Source organism: Marinococcus luteus, assembly GCF_034497705.1.
GTDB lineage: Bacteria > Bacillota > Bacilli > Bacillales > Marinococcaceae > Marinococcus > Marinococcus luteus_A.
This window is the reverse complement of sequence record NZ_JAXRUV010000003.1, coordinates 154,130-174,817: the sequence shown is the minus strand read 5'-3', so window position 1 is coordinate 174,817 and position 20,688 is coordinate 154,130. Positions and strand designations below refer to the sequence as shown.

General features: G+C 47.4%; 23 protein-coding genes. 8 read left to right on the top strand and 15 right to left on the bottom strand.

Annotation, left to right across the window (positions count from 1 at the left end):
- Window positions 1-33: 33 nt before the first annotated feature.
- From Q9M42_RS07150 to Q9M42_RS07130, 5 genes are all read right to left on the bottom strand, one after another.
- A complete protein-coding gene (locus Q9M42_RS07150) occupies window positions 34-729 on the bottom strand; it encodes a Na-translocating system protein MpsC family protein (protein ID WP_322525803.1) in 696 nt (231 codons plus the stop codon).
- A gap of 355 nt (window positions 730-1,084) precedes the next feature.
- Window positions 1,085-2,392, bottom strand: coding sequence for a Na+/H+ antiporter family protein (locus Q9M42_RS07145; RefSeq protein WP_322525802.1), 1,308 nt, complete (start codon window positions 2,390-2,392; stop codon window positions 1,085-1,087).
- Between the two features lie 127 nt (window positions 2,393-2,519).
- The gene (locus tag Q9M42_RS07140; protein ID WP_322525801.1) at window positions 2,520-2,972 is read right to left on the bottom strand and encodes a GNAT family N-acetyltransferase; all 453 of its coding nucleotides are present in this window, start codon (window positions 2,970-2,972) and stop codon (window positions 2,520-2,522) included.
- Between the two features lie 173 nt (window positions 2,973-3,145).
- Window positions 3,146-4,864 (bottom strand): assimilatory sulfite reductase (NADPH) hemoprotein subunit, encoded by a 1,719-nt coding sequence (gene cysI, locus Q9M42_RS07135; protein WP_322525800.1) that lies wholly within the window; start codon window positions 4,862-4,864, stop codon window positions 3,146-3,148.
- A gap of 27 nt (window positions 4,865-4,891) precedes the next feature.
- Window positions 4,892-6,745, bottom strand: a complete 1,854-nt coding sequence (locus Q9M42_RS07130) for an assimilatory sulfite reductase (NADPH) flavoprotein subunit (RefSeq protein WP_322525799.1) — start codon at window positions 6,743-6,745, stop codon at window positions 4,892-4,894.
- Between the two features lie 307 nt (window positions 6,746-7,052).
- Here Q9M42_RS07130 and comGA point away from each other — a divergent pair, with 307 nt between their 5' ends.
- From comGA to Q9M42_RS07090, 8 genes are read left to right on the top strand one after another with little or no spacing between them, the layout of a single operon-like run.
- A complete protein-coding gene (comGA, locus tag Q9M42_RS07125; RefSeq protein ID WP_322525798.1) occupies window positions 7,053-8,057 on the top strand; it encodes a competence type IV pilus ATPase ComGA in 1,005 nt (334 codons plus the stop codon).
- Entirely contained in the window at window positions 8,054-9,094 is a 1,041-nt protein-coding gene (gene comGB, locus Q9M42_RS07120) for a competence type IV pilus assembly protein ComGB (protein ID WP_322525797.1), read from the top strand. Before comGA ends, comGB begins: the two co-directional genes overlap by 4 nt.
- Before the next feature lie 16 nt (window positions 9,095-9,110).
- Window positions 9,111-9,263 (top strand): hypothetical protein, encoded by a 153-nt coding sequence (locus tag Q9M42_RS07115; protein ID WP_322525796.1) that lies wholly within the window; start codon window positions 9,111-9,113, stop codon window positions 9,261-9,263.
- Entirely contained in the window at window positions 9,256-9,555 is a 300-nt protein-coding gene (gene comGC, locus Q9M42_RS07110) for a competence type IV pilus major pilin ComGC (protein WP_322525795.1), read from the top strand. The genes Q9M42_RS07115 and comGC overlap by 8 nt, the downstream gene beginning before the upstream one ends.
- Window positions 9,555-10,007 carry a competence type IV pilus minor pilin ComGD gene (comGD, locus tag Q9M42_RS07105; RefSeq protein ID WP_322525794.1) on the top strand — a complete coding sequence of 151 codons (453 nt, stop codon included), beginning with the start codon at window positions 9,555-9,557 and terminating at the stop codon, window positions 10,005-10,007. The genes comGC and comGD overlap by 1 nt, the downstream gene beginning before the upstream one ends.
- Window positions 9,991-10,317: a hypothetical protein gene (locus tag Q9M42_RS07100; RefSeq protein WP_322525793.1), complete on the top strand. Its 327-nt coding sequence runs from the start codon at window positions 9,991-9,993 to the stop codon at window positions 10,315-10,317. Before comGD ends, Q9M42_RS07100 begins: the two co-directional genes overlap by 17 nt.
- A gap of 19 nt (window positions 10,318-10,336) precedes the next feature.
- Entirely contained in the window at window positions 10,337-10,732 is a 396-nt protein-coding gene (locus Q9M42_RS07095) for a ComGF family competence protein (RefSeq protein ID WP_322525792.1), read from the top strand.
- Window positions 10,701-11,081: a hypothetical protein gene (locus tag Q9M42_RS07090; protein WP_322525790.1), complete on the top strand. Its 381-nt coding sequence runs from the start codon at window positions 10,701-10,703 to the stop codon at window positions 11,079-11,081. The genes Q9M42_RS07095 and Q9M42_RS07090 overlap by 32 nt, the downstream gene beginning before the upstream one ends.
- A gap of 36 nt (window positions 11,082-11,117) precedes the next feature.
- On the opposite strand, the gene Q9M42_RS07085 is transcribed toward Q9M42_RS07090, so the two are convergent.
- From Q9M42_RS07085 to Q9M42_RS07040, 10 genes are all read right to left on the bottom strand, one after another.
- Window positions 11,118-12,140 (bottom strand): MTH1187 family thiamine-binding protein, encoded by a 1,023-nt coding sequence (locus Q9M42_RS07085; protein ID WP_322525789.1) that lies wholly within the window; start codon window positions 12,138-12,140, stop codon window positions 11,118-11,120.
- Window positions 12,141-12,148: 8 nt separating this feature from the next.
- Complete coding sequence (aspA, locus tag Q9M42_RS07080; RefSeq protein WP_322525788.1) at window positions 12,149-13,567, bottom strand: aspartate ammonia-lyase; 1,419 nt, start codon at window positions 13,565-13,567, stop codon at window positions 12,149-12,151.
- A gap of 35 nt (window positions 13,568-13,602) precedes the next feature.
- Entirely contained in the window at window positions 13,603-14,574 is a 972-nt protein-coding gene (locus Q9M42_RS07075; RefSeq protein WP_322525787.1) for an ROK family glucokinase, read from the bottom strand.
- A gap of 4 nt (window positions 14,575-14,578) precedes the next feature.
- Window positions 14,579-14,779 (bottom strand): YqgQ family protein, encoded by a 201-nt coding sequence (locus Q9M42_RS07070; protein ID WP_298787873.1) that lies wholly within the window; start codon window positions 14,777-14,779, stop codon window positions 14,579-14,581.
- Between the two features lie 60 nt (window positions 14,780-14,839).
- Window positions 14,840-16,021 (bottom strand): rhomboid family intramembrane serine protease, encoded by a 1,182-nt coding sequence (locus Q9M42_RS07065; protein ID WP_322525786.1) that lies wholly within the window; start codon window positions 16,019-16,021, stop codon window positions 14,840-14,842.
- A complete protein-coding gene (locus tag Q9M42_RS07060; protein WP_322525785.1) occupies window positions 16,014-16,769 on the bottom strand; it encodes an HAD family hydrolase in 756 nt (251 codons plus the stop codon). The genes Q9M42_RS07065 and Q9M42_RS07060 overlap by 8 nt, the downstream gene beginning before the upstream one ends.
- Before the next feature lie 55 nt (window positions 16,770-16,824).
- Complete coding sequence (locus tag Q9M42_RS07055; protein WP_322525784.1) at window positions 16,825-17,595, bottom strand: DUF92 domain-containing protein; 771 nt, start codon at window positions 17,593-17,595, stop codon at window positions 16,825-16,827.
- On the bottom strand, window positions 17,585-18,148 hold the full coding sequence (locus tag Q9M42_RS07050) for a 5-formyltetrahydrofolate cyclo-ligase (protein ID WP_322525783.1): 564 nt from the start codon (window positions 18,146-18,148) through the stop codon (window positions 17,585-17,587). The genes Q9M42_RS07055 and Q9M42_RS07050 overlap by 11 nt, the downstream gene beginning before the upstream one ends.
- Window positions 18,149-18,232: 84 nt before the next feature.
- Window positions 18,233-18,382, bottom strand: coding sequence for a 50S ribosomal protein L33 (gene rpmG, locus Q9M42_RS07045; protein WP_079476821.1), 150 nt, complete (start codon window positions 18,380-18,382; stop codon window positions 18,233-18,235).
- A 184-nt stretch (window positions 18,383-18,566) separates the two neighbouring features.
- Window positions 18,567-20,684: a peptidoglycan D,D-transpeptidase FtsI family protein gene (locus Q9M42_RS07040; RefSeq protein WP_322525782.1), complete on the bottom strand. Its 2,118-nt coding sequence runs from the start codon at window positions 20,682-20,684 to the stop codon at window positions 18,567-18,569.
- Window positions 20,685-20,688: the final 4 nt, after the last annotated feature.

The following is a 20,688-nucleotide window of genomic DNA, read 5'->3' as shown; positions in this document are numbered from 1 at the left end:
ACCGGTGCCGCTCTTTTAATCAAAAGAGCGGCTTTATTTTGTCTCAGGCTCCTTGCTGCTGCAGACAAATATTAAATAATTAATGTCCTTATCCACGTCCCAGATAATAAATGGATCGATCACTTCCCGCGGCATCCGTGCCAGTAAATCTGTTTCTTCGATAATGCCTTTTACGAGGGACGTTTTTGCTGCTTCAACTTTCTCTGCATATCCTTCTTCAAGAAGCTGGCGTTCTACCGGAGTCAATACATTCGTTCGTTCAATCAGCACTACGCGGTGATTTAAAGGTTTTGTATTTACCGAAGCAGACAGACCTTCTTTGTTTTCTCCTGCTTTTTTAACGACGCTGTTTAAATCCTCCTGCCACTTTTCCACAGTGCCAGAATCCGCAGGCGCGTCAACTGTACCGAAAATTATCCCGGAACGTTGATCGAGGTTCCAGTTTGTATAAATATCGAGTATTTCCTTTCCAGTAACCGCTTCGAGTTCTGATTTTATATCTGCATAGAGAACGCTCATCAGCATCTCTCTTAATTCTTCCACTTTCCTGCCTTCGTTTTTTTGAATTAAAATTTGTTCCATTGGCACTAAAAAATCACGGATATGGACACAAAAATAAGGCGGAGCCCACGTAGTATGTACAGAGATCGGACCTTTTCCAAAGCTTTCCCTCAAAACCTTTCCAATATATCCAGCTATCGCTGATTGTACTTCCTTTACTTCTGACATCACATTCTTCTCCTTTTCTTCCAAACATCATTTTGTTTTGCCTTCGCCCTATCACGGTCTTCACTGAAGAAACGCAGGCTTATAAAAGCATAAAAAAAGCCACAGAGGAAAAATATCCTTTGTAGCTTACCGTTTAGCTCAACTGTCTAACGATCCTGCATCATTTACTGTTTATTAAATTTTACAGGGAGCCGCCTGAGACGACTCCCGGGGTTTCATTTCCTGTCAGTGTAACGACTTATTTTCAGCCCTATTGTCTAAAAATTTCTATCGTTCGTATAAAACATACATTGTTTATTCATGTTTTACTTTACCTGTTTTGGACTAATTTTGCAATCCATTTGCTGCAGGACTCCTACAGAAGAAACGCTGCAGCCAGTCCGCAGATAAACAGCGGAATATTGAAGTGTAGAAATGTCGGTACACATGTGTCCCATATATGATCATGGCGTCCATCAGCATTTAAGCCTGCAGTTGGACCAAGCGTGCTGTCAGAAGCCGGAGAACCTGCATCCCCAATCGCCCCCGCGGTGCCGATTAAAGCTGCAGTGGCGAGCGGGGAGAAGCCGAGTGTGGCACTCAGCGGTACAAACAACGCCGCAAGAATTGGAATCGTCCCGAATGAAGAGCCAATACCCATGGTAATCAGCAGTCCTGTTAAAAGCATCACCAAAGCCCCGAGCATTTGGCTTCCTCCAAGAACATCCGATGTAACTGTTACTAACTGCTCTACTGCTCCGGTGTCCTGCAGCACAGTTGCATACCCGGAGGCAAGCAGCATTACAAAGGCGATCATTCCCATCATGCGAACTCCATCGTTCACCGTCTGATCGGCCTCTTTCACCGGAACGATCCGGAAGATAAACATAGCTGCAATACCCATCAATGCACCAATCACCAGGGATTCTGTCCATACCTGTACCAGCAGCGCCAATACAATCGCTATCAGCGTTAACAAGTGCGACAGCTGAAATTTTTTCGTATCCTTCAGGGAAGCCTCTGCTTCGGTAATATCTACGCTTCCGGTGTCCATTTCTTTGTCCTTTCGGTACGTCACGAATACAGCTATCAGCAGACCGACCACCATCCCGCCTACTGGAATAATCATTGCCTGCCAGATCTGACCGAAATCAATATCCATGCCATTTTCGTTCATGCTTTCAAAAATAATATTGTGAAAAATTAACCCATAGCCTGCAGGAATCAGGATATACGGCGCTTTTAAACCGAAGGTCAAACTCACGGCCACAGCTCTCCGGTTGATTTTCATATGATCAAACAAATGCAGAAGCGGCGGTATAAGTATTGGAATAAAAGCAATATGTACCGGAATAAGGTTCTGTGATAAACAGGCCACTCCCGCAATTGTCAGAAGCAAAGCCGCCCGTTTATTTTTTAACAGCTTCACCAGATTCGTCACTAAAAATCCTGTAATACCCGAATAACCAATCATAACTGCAAAAACACCAAGCAGAATGTAGCTGAGTGCGGTATCAGCCCTCCCGCCCATACCGGATACGAGCATTTCAATGGTATCGGTGAATGACAGGCCGGCCAGCAGTCCTGCCGTCACTGCTGCTCCCATCAGTGCCAGAATGACATTCAGCCGGAAAAGGCTGAGCACAATCAACACCAGGACTGAAACTATAACTGCGTACTCCACTTTGTTTCCCTCGTTTCTCTTCTTTTATCGTTTACGTACAACTATGTAAATTAAACGCACAAAGAAGATTTTAGCATAGATCCTTTAGTCTGCTCAAACTTTATCAGAGTAAAATGTTTTGCTTCATTTAAAATTCCCATTCGTAATGAGTCCATGCGCTTTTAGCCCCGCCGAGAGATTCATAAAGTCTGCGCGCTTTTTTATTGGTCCGATCTGTTTCAAGCACCATGCCGGCAAAATCCTCAGACTGCACGTAAGAAAGGACAAATTCGAGAAGTTCTTTCCCGTAATGCTGGCCCTGGAATTCGGGATAAATATACAGATCGTTTAAGATCGCTGTTTTTTTAACCTGAAGGGTGCTGAATGTCTGATACAAGGTAGCAAAGCCGATCAAGTCGCCGTAATGCTCCACAATAAACTGGATACCGATTTCCGGCTGCGCGAGAAGCTTTTTAATTAACGTTTTTAATTTGCCGATGCCGGGATCCGGATGCTCGTAATGATCCACAATATATGTCTGCATAGCTTCTGCGAGACTGGGGATATCTTCTGCTTCTACGGTTCGTATTCTTATACTCATGATGGCCTCCTGCATAGTTCTATTACCTTGCTTATAATTGTTTTATCGCACTATATTTCATCATATGGCACATAGAAACAGGATACAACCCTGAAAGCAAAAGCACCTAGGAAAAAATATCCCTTTTAAATTCATAGAAAAACGGGAGCCGCTTATGCGTGCCCCCGTTGTTATCAGTCGTGAAAATTTGTTCCATCTGTAGTTGCTTTAACGTAGTCTGCGCGGATAACAAAGTCCCCGAAATGCTCTCCCTCGTAACGCTCCTTCGCAAAACGGGCAATCATCGGTTCAAGTTCACTTAAAATTTCCTCTTCCCCAATGTTTTCCCTGTAAAGCTTACTCAGGCGGTCTCCGGTAAAGCTTGCGCCTAAATACATATTGTATTTTCCAGGTGCTTTTCCGATAAAGCCAATTTCTCCAAGCGCTGAACGGGCACAGCCATTTGGACAGCCCGTCATGCGGATAATAATATCTTCATCCCGCAATCCCTGCTCTTCAAGCATTATTTCGAGTTTATCGACCAGAGAAGGAAGATAACGCTCTGCTTCCGCCATGGCGAGTCCACAGGTCGGAAAAGAAACACAGGCCATGGAATTGCGGCGGAGAGCGGAATAATGCTTTCCGTCTGTCAAACCGTAATCCTCGATCAATTTGCTGATCTGTCGTTTCTTATAGCTCGTAATATCAGATATGACAACGTTCTGGTTCGGCGTCATCCGAAAGTCGCCGGTATGAATTTTGGCTATTTCCCGCAGGCCGGTCATCAATTGATAATTTTCTTCATCCTTGATTCGTCCATTTTCAATAAAGAGGGTGAAGTGCCACTTACCGTCGTTGCCTTTGATCCATCCATATTCGTCCCCGTTGCTTTCAAATTCATACGGACGAGGAGCCTCTATTTCATAGCCGAGCCGTTCATTCAATTCGCTTTTCAGCCATTCGACCCCGTAGCGGTCAATCGTATATTTGAAACGGGCGTTTTTCCGGTTGGAGCGATTGCCGTAATCGCGCTGAATTGTCAGCAGCTTTTCCGCTGTATTTACAGCTTCATCTTTTGGCACATAGCCGATCACGCGTCCAAGCTGTGGATACGTATCCGGCTCGCCGTGCGTCATTCCCATGCCGCCGCCGACTGATACGTTAAAACCCTGCAGCTCCCCGTCCTCTACAATAGCAATGTAGCCGATGTCCTGGGAGAAAACATCAATATCGTTGGAAGGTGGAACTGCCACCCCGATCTTGAATTTTCTTGGGAGATACGTTTCGCCGTAAATAGGTTCCACTTCTTCCTTGCTGTCTGCCACTTTCTCTTCATCAAGCCATATTTCATGGTAAGCCGTCGTGCGGGGCAGCAAATGGTCGCTAATCTGTTTGGAATACTCATAAACTTCCCCGTGCACATCGGATTGATTCGGATTCACATTGCACATAACGTTTCTGTTCACGTCCCCACAGGCGGCAATCGAGTCCATCATGGCTGCGTTAATTTCCTGCAGGTTTTTTTTCATATTCCATTTAAGAATCCCGTGCATTTGAAACGTCTGGCGGGTAGTCAGCCGGAGAGTGCCGTTCCCGTATTTATGCGACACTTCATCCATGGTGAGCCACTGCTCCGGCGTAATGACCCCGGCCGGCAGGCGGACACGAAGCATAAACTGATAAGCTGGTTCAAGCTTTTGCTGGCGGCGCTCATTGCGCAGGTCCCGGTCGTCCTGCATGTAGCTGCCGTGAAACTTCATCAGCTTTCCGTCTGCTTCAGGAATGCTCGCAGTAATAGGGTTTGCCATCGTTTTAACAAGCGTACCGCGTAAGAAGTTACTGTCTTTTTTCAAGTGCTCCATTCCATCTAACGGGGCATCCTGAATGTTTTTTAAGCTGCTGTATTCTGACATATGCGTGTGGTTCCTCCCCGGTAGTTATTAATATACATCACGCTGATAGCGTTTTCGCTGCTGCAGATCGAGCATGTACGCTTCAGCTTCTTCATGTGTCATATTTCCTTCTTTTTCAAGCACTGTCACCAGGGCTTCATGCACGTCATGGGCCATCCGTTTTTCATCTCCACAGATGTACAGAAACGCTCCATCCTGCAGCCACTGATAAACTTCTCCGCTATTTTCGAGAATCCGGTGCTGGACATATACCTTTTCTTCGTTATCCCGTGAAAAGGCTACATCCATTTTTGACAACGAGCCCTCTTCAAGCCATTGCTGCCATTCTGTCTGATACAGAAAATCTGTCCGGAAATGCTGGTCTCCGAAGAACAGCCATGATTTGCCGTCCGCCTCGACTTCTTCACGTTCTTCAACAAATGAGCGGAACGGTGCAATACCCGTCCCCGGACCTACCATAATAACAGGGGCAGACGGATTGTCCGGAAGCTTGAAATTCGGGTTGTGCTGAATATAAATAGGCAGCGTATCTCCCGGTTCCGTGCGTTCTGCACACTGTCCGGAGCAGACACCTGTCCGTGCTCTGCCGTGCGCATCGTAACGAACGGCTCCCACGGTTAAATGCACTTCATCAGGATTGGCGGATGGGCTGCTTGCAATCGAGTACAGGCGCGGAGGTATTTTCCGTAAATTACCGACCACGTCTGCAGCTCCTCCCTGCCATGGCCCGTAGTCCTTCAACAAATCCAGAAGGTCACGCCCTTCGAGGTATGAGCGCAGGTTATCCGCCTGTTCTGTTTCCAAAAGCTCCGGGAGTTTTTCGTTGTTTGTCAGCTTGCTCATTTTTTCAAGCAGCGGTTTCGTTAAAACCGTAATTTCAAAATGAGAGAGGAGTGCTTCACGAAGCGACCGAATATCGCCCTGCTTGTTTAATACTACTGTTTCTTCCGGATTCCAGTCCATTTCGCGAATCAGCTGGTCAACCAGAAGCGGATCATTTTCCGGAAACATGCCGAGGCTGTCCCCAGGCTCAAAAGTCAGGCCTGACCCTTCAAGCGAAAGCTCTACATGACGGGTTTCCTTTGCTGAACCCCGGCCGTTTAAATTAATATTTTCCAATATTTCCGCCCGAAACGGATTAGTTCTTGAATATGACGGCTGTTCCGTAGCAGGGGCTGCTGGCGCGGCCCCTCCTGCAGGGGCTGCTGCCGCCTGCGCCGTTTCTTCCTGAAGCTCATTCAGGCTAGAAAGAACACCCTGGATCCATTCTTCGGCATCGTCGTCAAAATCAACATCGCAGTCTACTCTTGGATACAGACGGGTGCCTCCAAGCTCTTCAAGCCGCTGATCAAAATCCTTGCCTGTCTGGCAGAAATATTCGTAGGAGGTGTCCCCAAGCGCAAGTACGGAAAAACGTGCATCTTCGAGTTTCGGAGCCTTACGCCCGTTCAGAAACTCATGGAAGGAAATAGCGTTATCCGGAGGATCGCCTTCTCCGTGCGTACTTACGATGACTAATAGGTTTTCCACCTTTTTCATGTTTTTCGTCTTAAAATCGTCCATCGAACTTACAGTTACATTGTAGCCCTGATCTTTCAGTCTTCTTGAGCTGTCTTCTGCAATCATTTGACCGTTACCGGTCTGGGAGCCAAATAAAATGGTCACTTCTTTGGAAGCCGCCTCCGCCTGGGATGTCTGGGGTACAGCCGCTTCCTGGACAGCCGGTGCTTCAGCTGCTGCCGGGGCAGCACCCGAAGCTGCCTGGGAAGCCAAATATCCGCTTAACCAAATTTTCTGATTTTCTGTTAATGTCGGCAGGAGCTGGTTCAGTAAATCTACCTGCTCCTGGCTAAAAGGACTATTCGTAACCTGCAATTGCACTCTCTCCACCTCACAAATAAATTTAACTGCAATCTAAACGTTCTGAGGACAAAATAATTTTCTCTTTAGCTTTATCTTATCCATGTATATAAACTGGTCATTTTATTATGGTCAATTTTATCCGTATAATTCTTATGTGTCAAGTTGGTTTTAAATTCCTGATGGAATATTGGGATGCCTTTTATATTTTATCACACCACTGCTTCCGTTACGCTTTCCTCAAAAAATTAATACATTGAAAAAAATGGTAGATTATTCCTTTGTTTTACCATATAATAAAATTACTTTTCAGAAAGAAGGTGAGGCCTTGACCAACATCGAATCATTTACACGGCAATTGATCCATCAGGCAGCAGCCGCCGGCGCATCAGATATTCATCTGCTGCCGTCTTATTCAGAAGCCTCTCTCTATTTTCGTATCAATGGACACCTTGAGCTTTCAGATACGTATTCCGCAGCTTTCGCTCACCGGCTTATTACGCACTTAAAGTTCAGAGCCGGTATGGATATCGGCGAACGAAGGCGTCCACAGGATGGCTCACTTACTTATCGCTCGCTTCATCCCCCTGTACATCTCCGTTTTTCCACCATGCCTTCAGAACGTATGGAAAGCTTTTCTATACGGCTGCTTCCGCAGACTTTTCAGTTTAGCCTCCCGCAATTGTTTTTAACTTCCACCACCACACGCTCGTTCGAAGACGTTCTTGCCTACCGTAAAGGACTGGTTCTTTTGACTGGCGCCACCGGGTCTGGAAAATCCACCACCCTTTGCGCCATGCTCGAGCACCTGCTTGCCTCCCACCCGCAGCGTATTATTACAATCGAAGACCCTGTAGAGCTCCGGATACCCGGCTGCATCCAGACCGAGGTTAACGAAAAAGCGGGGCTTACCTACGCATCTCTTCTGAAGGCTTCTATGAGACATGACCCAGACGTTATTATGATCGGAGAAATACGTGACACTGAAACAGCGCAGCTGGCACTGCGGGCAGCGCTCACCGGCCATCTGGTGCTCACTACACTGCATGCTGGCAGTACCTTTGGGGTCCTTCGCAGACTACTGGACCTTGGCCTTTCAAAAACGGACCTCCTTGAAACCATCACCTTCATTGCCCACCAGCGGCTTATTTCCACCACTTCTATTTCCACCCCCGGACGCTTAGCGCTATTTGATTTTTCCACCCGAAAGGATATCCATTCCATGCTTGATTCCAATAAACCACTCGAGTCACCCCGGATAAATGAGCAGCTGAAGCGGGGTTATGCGCTCGGCTTGTTCGGCAAGGAAGCCTTCGCGGAGACCAGGGTATGAGCAAGCTGTTAAAAAGAAGCTGGAAGCCGGAGGCTAAAGCACTATTTCTTCAACAGCTGGGCGAGCTGCTCGGCAGCGGGTATCATCTGGATCAATCCATACAGATGCTTTCCTGGGAACAGCCCGCTTTCGTCACCGCTTCCCTGCGCAGCATACGAAGACATCTCCGCAGCGGCCGGGAGCTGCATGAGCTTTTACTTGAACACTATTTTCCCTCTGACATTGCTGCTTTTGTTTATTTTGCGGAGCAGTCCGGCCGTCTCTCTGAAGGATTGACTGCAGCAGGTAATCATTATATGAGCCGCCTCGAGGCCTGGAGCAGCTTCCGTAAAGTTTTGTATTACCCGTTATTTCTTCTGTGGCTACTGATAATTCTCGCTTATGTATTTGTCCGCTACCTTTTTCCACAGTTTCTCGAGCTGTTTGAACAGCTGAGCATGGATCTTCCTTTTTACACTCGGATGGTGATGAAAATGATTTCTGCTGCCCCTTTTTTCTTTGTCTTTGTTTTTATTCTGCTTGCCGGCCTCGGAATATTTTATGCTTTGGCTGTCCGCCCGAAACCTGCCTCTCATCGGACTCTTTTTTGGAACAGGCTGCCGTTTCTTCGTCCATTTATTACTATGAGAACTACTGCTTCTTTCGCTGAACAGTTCGGCTACCTGCTCTTAAATGGATTGTCTCTTTCCGAAAGCTGCCTGGTGTTAAAAAACCAAAAGCATTCCCAGTTGATTCAGGAAGAAGGTGCACGTATTGAACAGATGCTCTCTGCCGGTACTCCTCTGCCGGAAACGCTCCGGCAATCATGGTACCTTGAAAGTCTCGGACAGGCGGTGCAGTACGGCCAGTCTATTGGAGCGCTCGGCCAGGTGCTTGTGCAATACAGCAGCCAGACGCAGCATAAACTCGAAACAGACATCCAACGGATGACCATGACCGCCCAGCCCATTCTTTTCTTTTCAGTCGGCATTCTGATTTTAAGTCTTTTCGCTGCAGTATTTTTACCTATGTATCACATGATTACTTCCATACAGTAAAAGGAGTGACCTTCCCATGCAAATCCCTCATGATTATTTTTCTGAACGACTCTCGGTACTTGAAAAACGCTTGACGGATCTTGAAACGCAAAAAGAAGAAGACATCGCTTCTTTATTAAAGATGCTTCGACAATCCCGCCCTTCTAGAAAGGAAAAAACATATGCTTAAAAACAATAAAGGTTTTACTATGGTGGAAATGCTGATTGTGCTGCTCATTATTACTGTGCTTCTTTTAATTGCTATCCCGAACATCGGTACAAACAACCAGGTCGCCCAGTCCAAAGGATGTGACGCCACCATCCAGCTTTTAGAAACTCAAGCTGCTGCTTATGAAGTTGAATACGGCAGCGAACCGTCTTCCCTTCAGGATCTCGTTGACGCTGATTATGTTGAAACGACCACCTGCCCGGACAACACTCCACTTGTATATAACAATGGAGCCGTCAGTAAAGGGTCCTGATGCCTATTTTCAGTTCGAAGGGCTACACCTTCCCGGAGGCTATCGTAGTACTGCTTGTGTTTAGTGTGCTTGCTGCTGTGCCATTTATTCATTTCTCTTCGGCCTATGATAGCGCACGTGAAGATCATTTCGTTCAGCAGCTGCAGGCTGATCTCGTTTACAGCCAGCACTATGCCTATACTCACCACACACCCACCCGTATCGATTGGAAGGAAGATGAGGGCTACTACGCCCTTATAGGCAACGACCGCAGTGAACCTTTAATCCAGCGGGACATTCCCGAAGGCTTCTTTGCTCCTACTGCCTCTAAGCTGCAGTTTCATACATTGTCTTATACGGAGAAAGGAAATATAAAAAAAGCTGGCACCATAGCCCTTCATGGCCCGTCCAGGTCGTACCGGTTTATATTTCAAATTGGAAGGGGGCGGCTCCGCGTTGAGACATCTTCGTAATGGATTCACGCTGATCGAAGCCGTCAGTGCCCTATCGCTTCTGTTCGCTGTCACTTTATTTATGCTCCCTCTTCTCCATCAGACTTATCAGACCTGGAGCAGCCAGCAGCTGTATTACGAGCAGCTGTATGCAATGGAAAAGGAAGCAGGGCGTATTCACCAGTCTGCCTCTGCCTCCGTCACTGCTGCCGCCTATTCGAAAGGAAGGATTCATGTTCACATTAAAGAACACGAAGAAGGATATAAAGTGTGTACTTCAATCGAAGGGAGCCGGAACAAACAGTGTGTTTACGTCCTTCCGAAGCAATAAAGGGATCACACTTCCTGAAATGATTATAACTCTTTTGCTGTTCAGCCTCTGGGCACTGGCCGCTGCTAAATTCAGCAGTCTTCTTTTAACTGATGTCCCGTCTCCCGATACCGAAGCACGTTTATTCATTCAGCAAATGGAAGAAGATATGCAGATTGCTCAGTCATTAAAGTATGAGAAGCAGCGGTTTTATATTAAATCCGGACAAAATACGTACGAATATTTTATGTCTAACGGACGTGTCGTACGCCGGGTGGATAACGAAGGTTTTGAAATTATGCTGCAGGATGCTTCTGCCTTTTTTGTGGAGACAGAAGACTACGGCGCAGACGTGGAGGTGATTTTAAATGATGGGCAGCATATTCAGTCGTTTCTTTCCTATCATGCAGCGACGAAGAAGCTCTTCTCTTCGTAAACGTGAAGGCTTCATTCTTCCCTCCACTATTTTCTTTCTTTTATTCATTTTCTTATTTATGGTACTGGCTGCCGGGCTTTTAAAGCTTCAGCTTCTGCAGCAAAATGAGGAGTTTGGATCCCTGGACGTAAAATGGATGATCCGGAATGCCGAAAATATTTATATTGAAGCACCTTCTGAATCCGGCAGCGTATCGATGCCGGATGGCACCGTCGAGTGGAAAGAATCCGGGAGCGGCGAAATTAAATTCACTGCCCGTCACCGCCTGGGATTTTCCAAGCAGGTAACTTACCCTGCAGTTTGGAAAGCCTCTGTTTATGAAGCTCTTTCTTACCCAGAACATAGGTAAAGCCGGCAGAGTTAATTCTGCCGGCTTTCGTGTTGATTATTGCTTTCGTGCATTCCGTACTGATTCCATTTTCTTTTTCATCTGTTTACCTTCTGCATCACGGCGGTCGTCAATACGAATATTTGTTGATACACGCTGATAGCCTTCTTCAAAAGGAATTTCGTGTATTTCTCTGACGGCCTGAAGCAGATCGTCAATATTTCCTTCGAGAAGCGTACTCATTGGCGTCATTTCAATATCAATTTTATCATTGTGTTTTTCAAGCACGTCCTGAATTTTTGCTACTGTTTCCGACATCCCGGTTCCCTGTTTGTCTATAGGAGAGACTGTCACATCAACAATTGCCATAGATAACTGCTCCTTTCGTTTTCTTCCGGGCCGGCGCGGGAATTCACGTTCAGCAAGCATCCGAAATGCTGCAATCGCAGTTTGAACGTGTACCTTCTCCGGCACGGAACATGAAATATTTCGTTGAAGCCAGTACGAAGGCTTCAGCCATGTGTTTCTGCTGCCGGCAAAGTGCCGCTGGAGCACTTCTTCTGCCGCAAAAGCCATTGGCAGTGATATATAAGCGCTGACAGCTATAAAAACATTTCCCGGAGAAGAAACAATATAAACCGGGGACGCCATTACAAGAAACAAAACGAAGTATATAAAAACAATATTCGTGGAGCAGTGACGGTTTGTAATCGATGCCCTTCCCACTCTTTTCCACGAGCTTTTTTCAGGGACGCCGGTAAAGCTGAAAACTTTATGCTCTGCGCCGTGAAACTTTTTGAGCTGCTGAGGAAAAATAAAATGAGTTCCCAGGATAAACAGTAAAAAAGAATATAAAGGAAGCAGTTGAAAAATAGCCGCAGTGAGCCAGGCCGCGGCTGTGAGCTTGTACCAGATGGGCATCGCCCCTATCACCACTGCCGCCACTCTTGAATAAGACCGAAAGGAAAGTGGAAGCAGTTCGGCATGTATCTTTCCTTCGCTGTCGACATAGGCTCTGCTGATAAAGGAAGCTCCAAAGAAAAATACGCCGCGCTGATAGGAAAGTCCGCGAATTTTCATGCCGGCTGCTACTCGCCGTACATGAATCGTGAACCGGCGATCCCCGATTTGGTCATTTCCTTGGCATCCAGAATTTCATCGAGCTCTTCTTCAGACAATATCCCCCGTTCGATGCAGATCGAGCGTACGCTCTGGTCCGTTTCAATCGCTTCTCTTGCAATTCTCGCAGCTGTTTCATACCCAACGTGCGGGTTGATGGCTGTAATAATGCCTACGCTTCTTTCTACCATGCTCCGGCAGTGTTCAATATTGGCTGTTATTCCTTCAATAGTAAATTCCCGGAACACTTTCAGACCATTCTGCAGCACTGAAAGGGACTGAAGCAGGTTAAATACGAGCACCGGCTCCATGACATTCAGCTCGAGCTGACCGGCTTCCGAAGCATGGCTGATCGTATGGTCATTACCGATGACCTGGAAAGAGATCTGATTGATTAGTTCGCACATGACTGGGTTCACCTTCCCCGGCATAATGGAAGAACCCGGCTGACGGGAAGGGAGGTTAATTTCATTCAGACCGGTTCTGGGCCCGGAGCTCATCAGCCGGAGATCGTTTGCCATCTTGGACAGGTTAATCGCATGTACTTTGAGTGCCGCTGACAGTTCGGTGTAGGAATCCGTGTTTTGCGTTGCGTCCACAAGGTCAGTGGCACTGTAAAACGGCATCCCTGTCTGCTCAGCAAGAATTTCCGCTACCCGTTCAATGTATTCAGGCATCGCATTGAGTCCTGTGCCTACAGCTGTGGCCCCGAGGTTAATTTCATACAAATGATCCACTGACCGCTTAATGCGGCGCAGGTCTCTCGTCAGCACCCGGCGGTAAGCACCGAATTCCTGGCCGAGACGGATCGGCACGGCGTCCTGCAGATGCGTACGTCCCATTTTGATGACATTGTCAAACTCTTCTTCTTTTTCGCCCATCGCTTCGATCAAATTATCGAGCGCAGTTACAAGACCACGTGAAAGACGTAGAGCCGAAATGTGAATAGCTGTAGGAAATGAGTCGTTGGTGGACTGGGCCATGTTCACATGGGAATTCGGACTCACCCGAAGGTAATCCCCTTTTTCACCGCCCAGTAATTCAATGGCGCGGTTAGCAATAACTTCGTTTGCGTTCATGTTAAAGGAAGTCCCCGCCCCGCCCTGAATAGAGTCCACGATAAATTGATCATCAAATCTACCTTCGATCACTTCGTCTGCTGCTTTTATGACCGCCTGAGCAATAGATTCATTCAAAAAGCCCACTTCCGCGTTGGCAGTTGCCGCTGCTTTTTTTACGTAGCCGAATCCTTTAATCAATTCCGTGTGCGGCGGATAGCCGGTTATTGGAAAATTTTCTTTTGCCCTCAGTGTCTGAATTCCGTAATAAGCATCTTTAGGTACTCTCTTTTCTCCTAAAAAGTCACGTTCCACACGGTAGTTTTCCATGTTTTTAGCCCCTTTTTAACGGTCATTTTTCTATTTTATCCGTTCAAGTAATGATTTTTAGCCAGCCAGGCGGCTCCTGCCACCCCGGCGTCGTTCCCGAGATCGGCAATAACAAAATCTGTTCCTTTTTTGACTTTATCGAGCGCAAACATATCAAAATGAGCGCGCAGCGTCTGCAGTAAGTCATCACCGGCAGCAGCCACGCCACCTCCGATCACGATTCGTTCCGGATTTAGGGTGTTGGCCATATTGCCGACGGCAAGTCCCAGGTAATACATGGCGTGGTCAATCACGCCGGCACAATACGGGTCAGCGGATGTGGCATAGGCGAATAAATCTTTGGTCGTAATCTCTTCCCCGCGCTGGTGCACATCATAAATCGGAGAACCTTCGGCTTTGTCGATATGCTCCAGGGCTCCGCGTACCATACCTGTTGCTGAAGAAATGGTTTCCAGGCAGCCGCGTTTACCACAGTTACAAAGCCGGCCTCCCTCCGGCTTTACGGTAATATGGCCAATTTCCCCAGCCATATTATCTTTGCCGTTCACCAAATCCCCGTTAAGAACAATACCTCCGCCGACTCCCGTGCCGAGCGTGATAAAAATCATATCCCGGACGTCCGTCCCGGCCCCTTTCCAGTATTCGCCCGCCGCTGCAAGATTTGCATCGTTATCGAGCGCCACGGGAAAACCGAGCTTTTCTTCGAGAATACGTGCGACCGGGTAATCCTTCCATCCTATGTTTGTTGCGAATTCAATAATGCCATTTTCTATGTCTATAAAGCCGGGAAGCCCCGCCCCGGCGCCGGCGACTTCCGTAAGCGGAATTTGCTTTTCATCCAGTTCATGCCTGATCGATGCAGCAATTTCATTGAGCACGTATTTTCCGTTTTCTTCCTTGCTAGTCGTAATGCTCCATTTATGCTGCATGTCACCGCCCTGGCCAAAAATCGCCATTTTCACTGCGGTCCCGCCAATATCGATTCCGATCACGTATTTTTCAGCCATTTGTCTACCCCTTTTCCTGCTCGATTCGTCGTTCTCTTTTTATTGTTAACAAAGCAGTCTGATACATCCGGACATCCAAAAGCCCGTTTTTGTAAGCTTCTCTGATTTCTTCCTCCATTAAGTCTAAATCCATTAAACGATTTTTCGTATAGATGAAGGCCCCGACCGTGCGCAGCCACATCCGGATTTCTGTCATGGATTCCATAGTTATCCTGCTTCCTTTCATTATAGCAAGCGAAAGGCGTTTTTCTACTACGTATTTTGATTAATTCCACCGGTACATACCGATCGCAAAAAAGATAGCAAACGCCAATACAAAAAACGCAAACGCTCCTATACGCACAAACTGCCAGCGGTGTCCCGGAAGATGTACAAGAACGGAGGCGATAAATCCACCGACAAGACCACCAATATGGGCTCCGTTATCCACTGCCTGCACGGTAAACCCAAATATCAGATTAATCCCGAGTATGACAAGCACGTTCATGCCAAGTGTACGAAAAAACAGCCGTTGATGGGCAATTCCCAGATATAAAAGGGCTCCGAAGCAGCCAAAGATAGCACCGCTGGCCCCGGCTGACACCTGTTCATTCATAGCAAAGCTGACCGTCGATGCAAATACACCTGCGGCAAAATAAATGATAATAAAGCGCGTTGTGCCGTAAATACGTTCTGTGATGCCGCCAATGAAAAATAACGCCAGGCTGTTCATAAACAAATGCAGAAAACCAATATGCAGAAACATAGCAGTAACGAGCCGCCACCATTCTCCGTCTACAATCCCCGGGTTATATTTCGCCCCAAGCTCGATGAGAGTGTTGACGTTCATACTGCTTCCCGATCGTTCCAGCACTAAAAAGATCACGGCAAGCATTGCCAGCACAATATAGGTCACAATCGGCTTCCCGCTTGAAAAAAAGGACATGTCCTGCTCTTCAAGCTGCCGCTGCTTTTTTTCCGCCTGGCGGCGGTAAAAGGAGGCTCTTTGTTCATGCTCTTCGGGTTCGAGTTCTTCTTCCAGACTGCCCCATGCCCATTCATTGGTTTTTAGATACGTACTGACAGATGGGGGCGCATCCGCCAGGCCCCGCCCGTTGTCGTCGGCAAATAAAAAGGAGCGGGCTTCGCGGTCTCCACTCTCCATCGGCTCTGTCATATCCGCCGGAGGGTAAGAAGTAATATATACATTCGCGAATTTTGCTTTCCTCAAGGCGAGCCGCCGTTTCCACCCGTGAAAGCTTTTTTCCGCTTCGTGCCTGTCTTCTTCCAGCCGCCCAAGACGTTCATATTCCACCCGTGCCATACGCACAATCCATGGCTGTCCGTCGACATCTCCCTGAAGCCATACCCGCTTCCGGTCCGGACCGACGTCAATCAGACGGAAGGATTCTTCCTCCATAAGCTGCTCTGTAAATTTCCAAAACTGGTGAGCTTCCCTTTTAGACATCCGAACGCCGTCCTTCTTCCACTATTTCTTTTAAATATGATGCTGCCTGGTTAAATTCGCTAAACTCTTTTACTGGATTTGACGAAGGTCCTGCTTTCTCCCCTCGGGTGTTCACATAGATAGCTTCCCATCCTGCATTTTCCGCTCCCCTTATATCGTGGGCCCACGAGTCTCCGACAAACAGTGCCCGCTTTTTCCGGCTGTCCAAAATCTGCAGCGCTTCATCAAAAATGGCTGCTTTCGGCTTCGGAGCTTCGGCCATTTCAGAGATAAAAAGATGATGGTGGTCGATCCAGCGATCAAGCTCAAGCTGATAAAACTTTTCTTTCTGCAGTTTCTCTGATCCATTTGTAATAATACCGAGGCGGACACTGCTTTTTGTGAGCGATTCCAACAAACCAGGTACACTCTCAAACAGTTCACTGAATTCCGGCAGCCGCTGCTCGTACTCCTGATGAAACTCGAGTGCTTCCCTGCTTGACGCCGGTAGCCCGAACACGTGCATCGTCTCTGCATACCGCTTTATCCGGTACTGCTCCTGCGTAAGGCTGCCTTCCTCGTATTCTTGCCAAAACAAATCACAGTGATATTTAAACACTTCGAACCACTTGTCTTCATGAACGAAGGGAGCTTCTTTATTCATCTGCTGTCTGATGGAAACAAACACAGCTTTGATTGTTTTTTGAAAAGCTTTTTCGTGATCGTAAAGGGTGTTGTCCAGATCGAAACAAATCGTTGTCCAGCGCATGTACTTGTGCCACCTTTCTTCCTTCTATTATAGCAACCTCCCGCTAAAGGCGAAATCAAAAGGAAAAGAAAGAAACAATGTACAGCACTACAACCACCATACCGCCTCCAAAGGAGCTTAACGCATTCACAGCGTTGTTTGTCATCCATGGAATGCCCGCGGCGTGAATGGTTTCCCTTTCATGATGGACTTCGGCTTCCGTATAGGATCCACATACGCTGCAACGATTCATCCGTTCAACGTAGGCTCCGAGAAAGGTATCAATAAAGCAGCCGCATACGCCAGCAGCACTTACAGCAATAAGCATAAAGACGTTCAGCTCGGAAGAAATGAAATAAACCACCCCTCCCACAAGCAAAGCACCGCCGAAAGCCCCCAGCGTTCCCGCTCCGGAAACCGCTCCGGAAAAACCAATTTCTATGCGTTTTCGGCTGTGCACATGAAACGGCCGGCCACCAAACCGTCGGCCGATCTCCGACGCCCACGTATCCGCATTTGACGCCGCCGCTGCACCAACAGTTGCAGCTAGAAACCCTTCCCACGACGCGACGCTGGACAAAGCAGCAAATATAAGCATCGGTCCTCCATTCGCCCATACCTGCCCGCTGTCCCGCTGTTCCTTTTCCTGTTTATTCAGACGGGACAGGACCGTTGAACTCACAAAAAAGGTAAGCAGTGCTGCTGCCCCCAGCCACCCCGTCCACGTGTACATCAGCGTGCCGAGCACCCCGGCTGATACCGTTGCAGGAAACGTTAATGATCCTTTTTGCCAAATCACCATCAAAAACAGCACGAATGCTAAACCCAGGGCCGTTTCACTCCACATGAATGAGTCCTTCGCTGCTGATGAGGGTTTGTACCGGTACGTCGTGCGCTTCCACCGGGATACGTTCCTGAAGCTGAAAAGGATGAATCAGGGCTGCCGTAGAAAAATTCGCCCGGTTTAAAAAGCGGTCATAGTATCCTCCTCCAAATCCAATGCGGTAGCCCTGCCTGTTAAATACAAGGCCAGGAACAAGAACAAGGTCAAGCTGCTCAGGAGGCACGAGCGGACACATACTTTTTTTAGGCTCATATATCTGGCCAATAGTACGCTCAAGCTCCCCGAATTCCTGTATTTCATAAAAATCCATTCCGCGTTGCTCGGGTTCAATTTTAGGTACACACATCCGCTTTCCCTGCTGCCAGCCCGTTTCAATAATCGGCCCGGTATTTATTTCATTTTTAAGTGAAACAGTCACAGCAATCGTCTCCGCCTGCTTCCATCCGCTCCACTGGAATAAGTACTCGTAAATCTTTTTTTCTGCCACCAGGCGGTCACTTCCGGAAAGGTTTTGGTAGGCGCTGTTTACCTGCTGCCGGAGCATATGTTTATTCAATTATTTGCCCTCCCATGTCTTTTTCATTGTACAATGCTTTAAAGACAAAAGAAAAAGCAGCTGGGAGATGTAATCTCCTGCTGCTTATTTCGTTTCGCGATGAAGAGTGTGCTTTCCTAAACGAGGAGAATATTTGTTCAACTCAATACGCTCAGGGTTTGTGCGTTTATTTTTGCTGGTGATGTAATTACGGTCACCAGTCTCTGTGCAGGCAAGCGTTATTTGTACACGCATGTGATTCCCTCCCTACTTTCGTACATTTTTCATACTTAGTAATACTATCAGATTCCTATTTGTGCTTCAAGTCTGTGATGTTAGTTTTTCTAAGGAAAGTTAAGAAGAATTTTTGTAAAAGCGGCAAATCAGTAAAAAGTGTTAAGAACAAAACGACTTGCCGCAGTCTTTTATTCAAGCAGGATTACTGTTCTTCTCCTTCACCGCCGGAATCTTCCTCATCTCCTGCGTTGTCTTCATTGTCTTCGGCGTTCTCGTCGTCTTCTTCATTTTCATCTTCGTCTTCGCTGCTTCCGGCTCCCGGACGTTCTTCTTTAAGGTTCACATATGCCTGCATCGTATCGGCGGCAATGCTGTTGGCGATACCCGAACGTCCACCCTCATCACTTGAATAAGCGTTAGGAACGACTACCGCAATCGCAATCTCGGGATTTTCATACGGCCCGTAGGCTATAAAGGTCTGGTTGTTCACTTCCACCAACTCATTGTCGCTTTCCCTTCTTATTTCCCGTTGCGCCGTTCCTGTTTTCCCGGCAATTTCCATGTTTACATCGTTGAAATAGCTGTCTGCAGTTCCAAGCTCCGTGTTTACCACATCGTACATGCCCTCCTGGGCAATATCAAAGTACTCTTTGTCGATATTCACCCGGTTCATCATCTCTGGCTCAAATTGGTGAAGCACCGCACCCATTTCATCCGTATTACGGTTTGGTTCGCGTATTTCTTTCACCAGGTGAGGCTCCATCCGCTTGCCGTCGGAAGCAATAGTTGCGGAATATTGGGCCAACTGCAGTGGCGTATATGTGTCAAGCTGGCCAAAGGAAAAGTATAGCAGACTCCCGGCATTAGCTCGTCCGGCATCAAGGCCGGTAGATTCTGATGGAAGATCGACACCTGTTTCTGAACCAAGACCGAACTGATGGTAATAATCCCTCATTGTAGTATAAGCTTCATCCACTTTTTCATCATTAAACCCATTGTTGCTTCCAAGTTCGTAGTCCATCAGGCGCATCGCTATTTCGGACATGAATACGTTGGAGGATTCCTGAATAGCTCCGACAACATCGATCGTGCCGATTTCGTGAGAAGAACTAATCGGCGGGCTGTTAGGCAGCTGAATCGGCCTGTCGTTAATTTCAGTATCCTCCGTAATAACCTCTTCCTGCAAGCCAATCATACCAGTCGCGGGCTTCACCGTTGACCCCATCTCAAACGTATTGGTTACGTTTCCGAGCTGATCATCATAGCCGTTCATGGCAAGTATTTCACCGGTATTCGGGTCGATCGCGGTCACGTAGGCCTGCTCATCATTCGGAAAAGACCCCTCTGACTGGGCGATCTGATCGTCGACTATGCTTTGTACTTCCCGCTGCAAATCCATGTCAATCGACAGGACAAGATCATTGCCGCGGCTGCCGCTGCTCGTTTCCTCGGCGTCATTATCCTCACCGCTGACCGTTCCTTTTTTACCTCTCAGCGTGTCTTCATAGTATTGTTCAAGGAAGCTCTGCCCAACTTCATCGGAACGCTGATAGCCCTTAGCCAGGAATTCGGATACGGTTTCTTCAGGGATTGACCCTACCTTCCCGTAGAGGCTCTGGAAGGCCTGCGTATACTGATAGTCACGCTGGAAGTCTCTTGTCACATCCACGCCCTCAAGTTCGTCCAGGCGTGAACTGATAGCCGTGGCCTCTTCTTCTGTCAAATCTCGTTTGACTCGCTGCGGCGAGTCATAGTATCCCGAAATCATTTCACTCCAGATGGCTACAACTTCCAACTCTTCATCACTGATATCATTCAATTGCTCTTCAGTAATCCGGTCGAGCTGAACTTCATATGGATCTTTATCATTTTCCATCAGGCGCTCTTCTTCTTTGTCGGAGACAAGCTCCTCCGCTTCATTTTCACGCGTTAACAGCCAGTAGTCCTGCAAATTTCTTTCCGGCATGCTCTCACGGTCTGTTTCCTCTTCATCGAATTCAATCAGTTCAGCCAGTTCTTCAGCCGTCTGGAGGCGTTCTTCATCCTCATAGCTTCTCTGGTTCGTATACGTTAAAGTCAGAATAAGATTATTATCCACCAGCTCGGTTCCATTGCGGTCATACATAATTCCGCGCGGGGCATCGACCCGGCTCGCCGATGTGGAGGCCGTTTCATTCACGTCCTCTTCATACGTATCACCTTCAACGATCTGTACGTATCCAAGCCGCAGAATTAATATAGAAAACAATATAAAAACAGCGAAAAAAAGTACGTTCAGCCGAAAAGGAATGGAAGGTTTTTTATTTTTTCTGGAAGCCACACGC

Coding starts and splice junctions, on each gene's coding strand:
- aspA (WP_322525788.1), bottom strand. CDS start 13,567: ATGGAAAACTACCGTGTGGAACGTGACTTTTTAGGAGAAAAGAGAGTA.
- comGD (WP_322525794.1), top strand. CDS start 9,555: ATGCCTATTTTCAGTTCGAAGGGCTACACCTTCCCGGAGGCTATCGTA.
- Q9M42_RS07115 (WP_322525796.1), top strand. CDS start 9,111: ATGCAAATCCCTCATGATTATTTTTCTGAACGACTCTCGGTACTTGAA.
- comGC (WP_322525795.1), top strand. CDS start 9,256: ATGCTTAAAAACAATAAAGGTTTTACTATGGTGGAAATGCTGATTGTG.
- Q9M42_RS07060 (WP_322525785.1), bottom strand. CDS start 16,769: ATGCGCTGGACAACGATTTGTTTCGATCTGGACAACACCCTTTACGAT.
- Q9M42_RS07090 (WP_322525790.1), top strand. CDS start 10,701: ATGCAGCGACGAAGAAGCTCTTCTCTTCGTAAACGTGAAGGCTTCATT.
- comGB (WP_322525797.1), top strand. CDS start 8,054: ATGAGCAAGCTGTTAAAAAGAAGCTGGAAGCCGGAGGCTAAAGCACTA.
- Q9M42_RS07095 (WP_322525792.1), top strand. CDS start 10,337: ATGATTATAACTCTTTTGCTGTTCAGCCTCTGGGCACTGGCCGCTGCT.
- Q9M42_RS07150 (WP_322525803.1), bottom strand. CDS start 729: ATGTCAGAAGTAAAGGAAGTACAATCAGCGATAGCTGGATATATTGGA.
- Q9M42_RS07075 (WP_322525787.1), bottom strand. CDS start 14,574: ATGGCTGAAAAATACGTGATCGGAATCGATATTGGCGGGACCGCAGTG.
- Q9M42_RS07055 (WP_322525784.1), bottom strand. CDS start 17,595: ATGTGGAGTGAAACGGCCCTGGGTTTAGCATTCGTGCTGTTTTTGATG.
- cysI (WP_322525800.1), bottom strand. CDS start 4,864: ATGTCAGAATACAGCAGCTTAAAAAACATTCAGGATGCCCCGTTAGAT.
- Q9M42_RS07140 (WP_322525801.1), bottom strand. CDS start 2,972: ATGAGTATAAGAATACGAACCGTAGAAGCAGAAGATATCCCCAGTCTC.
- rpmG (WP_079476821.1), bottom strand. CDS start 18,382: ATGCGTGTACAAATAACGCTTGCCTGCACAGAGACTGGTGACCGTAAT.
- Q9M42_RS07065 (WP_322525786.1), bottom strand. CDS start 16,021: ATGTCTAAAAGGGAAGCTCACCAGTTTTGGAAATTTACAGAGCAGCTT.
- Q9M42_RS07085 (WP_322525789.1), bottom strand. CDS start 12,140: ATGAAAATTCGCGGACTTTCCTATCAGCGCGGCGTATTTTTCTTTGGA.
- Q9M42_RS07070 (WP_298787873.1), bottom strand. CDS start 14,779: ATGGAATCCATGACAGAAATCCGGATGTGGCTGCGCACGGTCGGGGCC.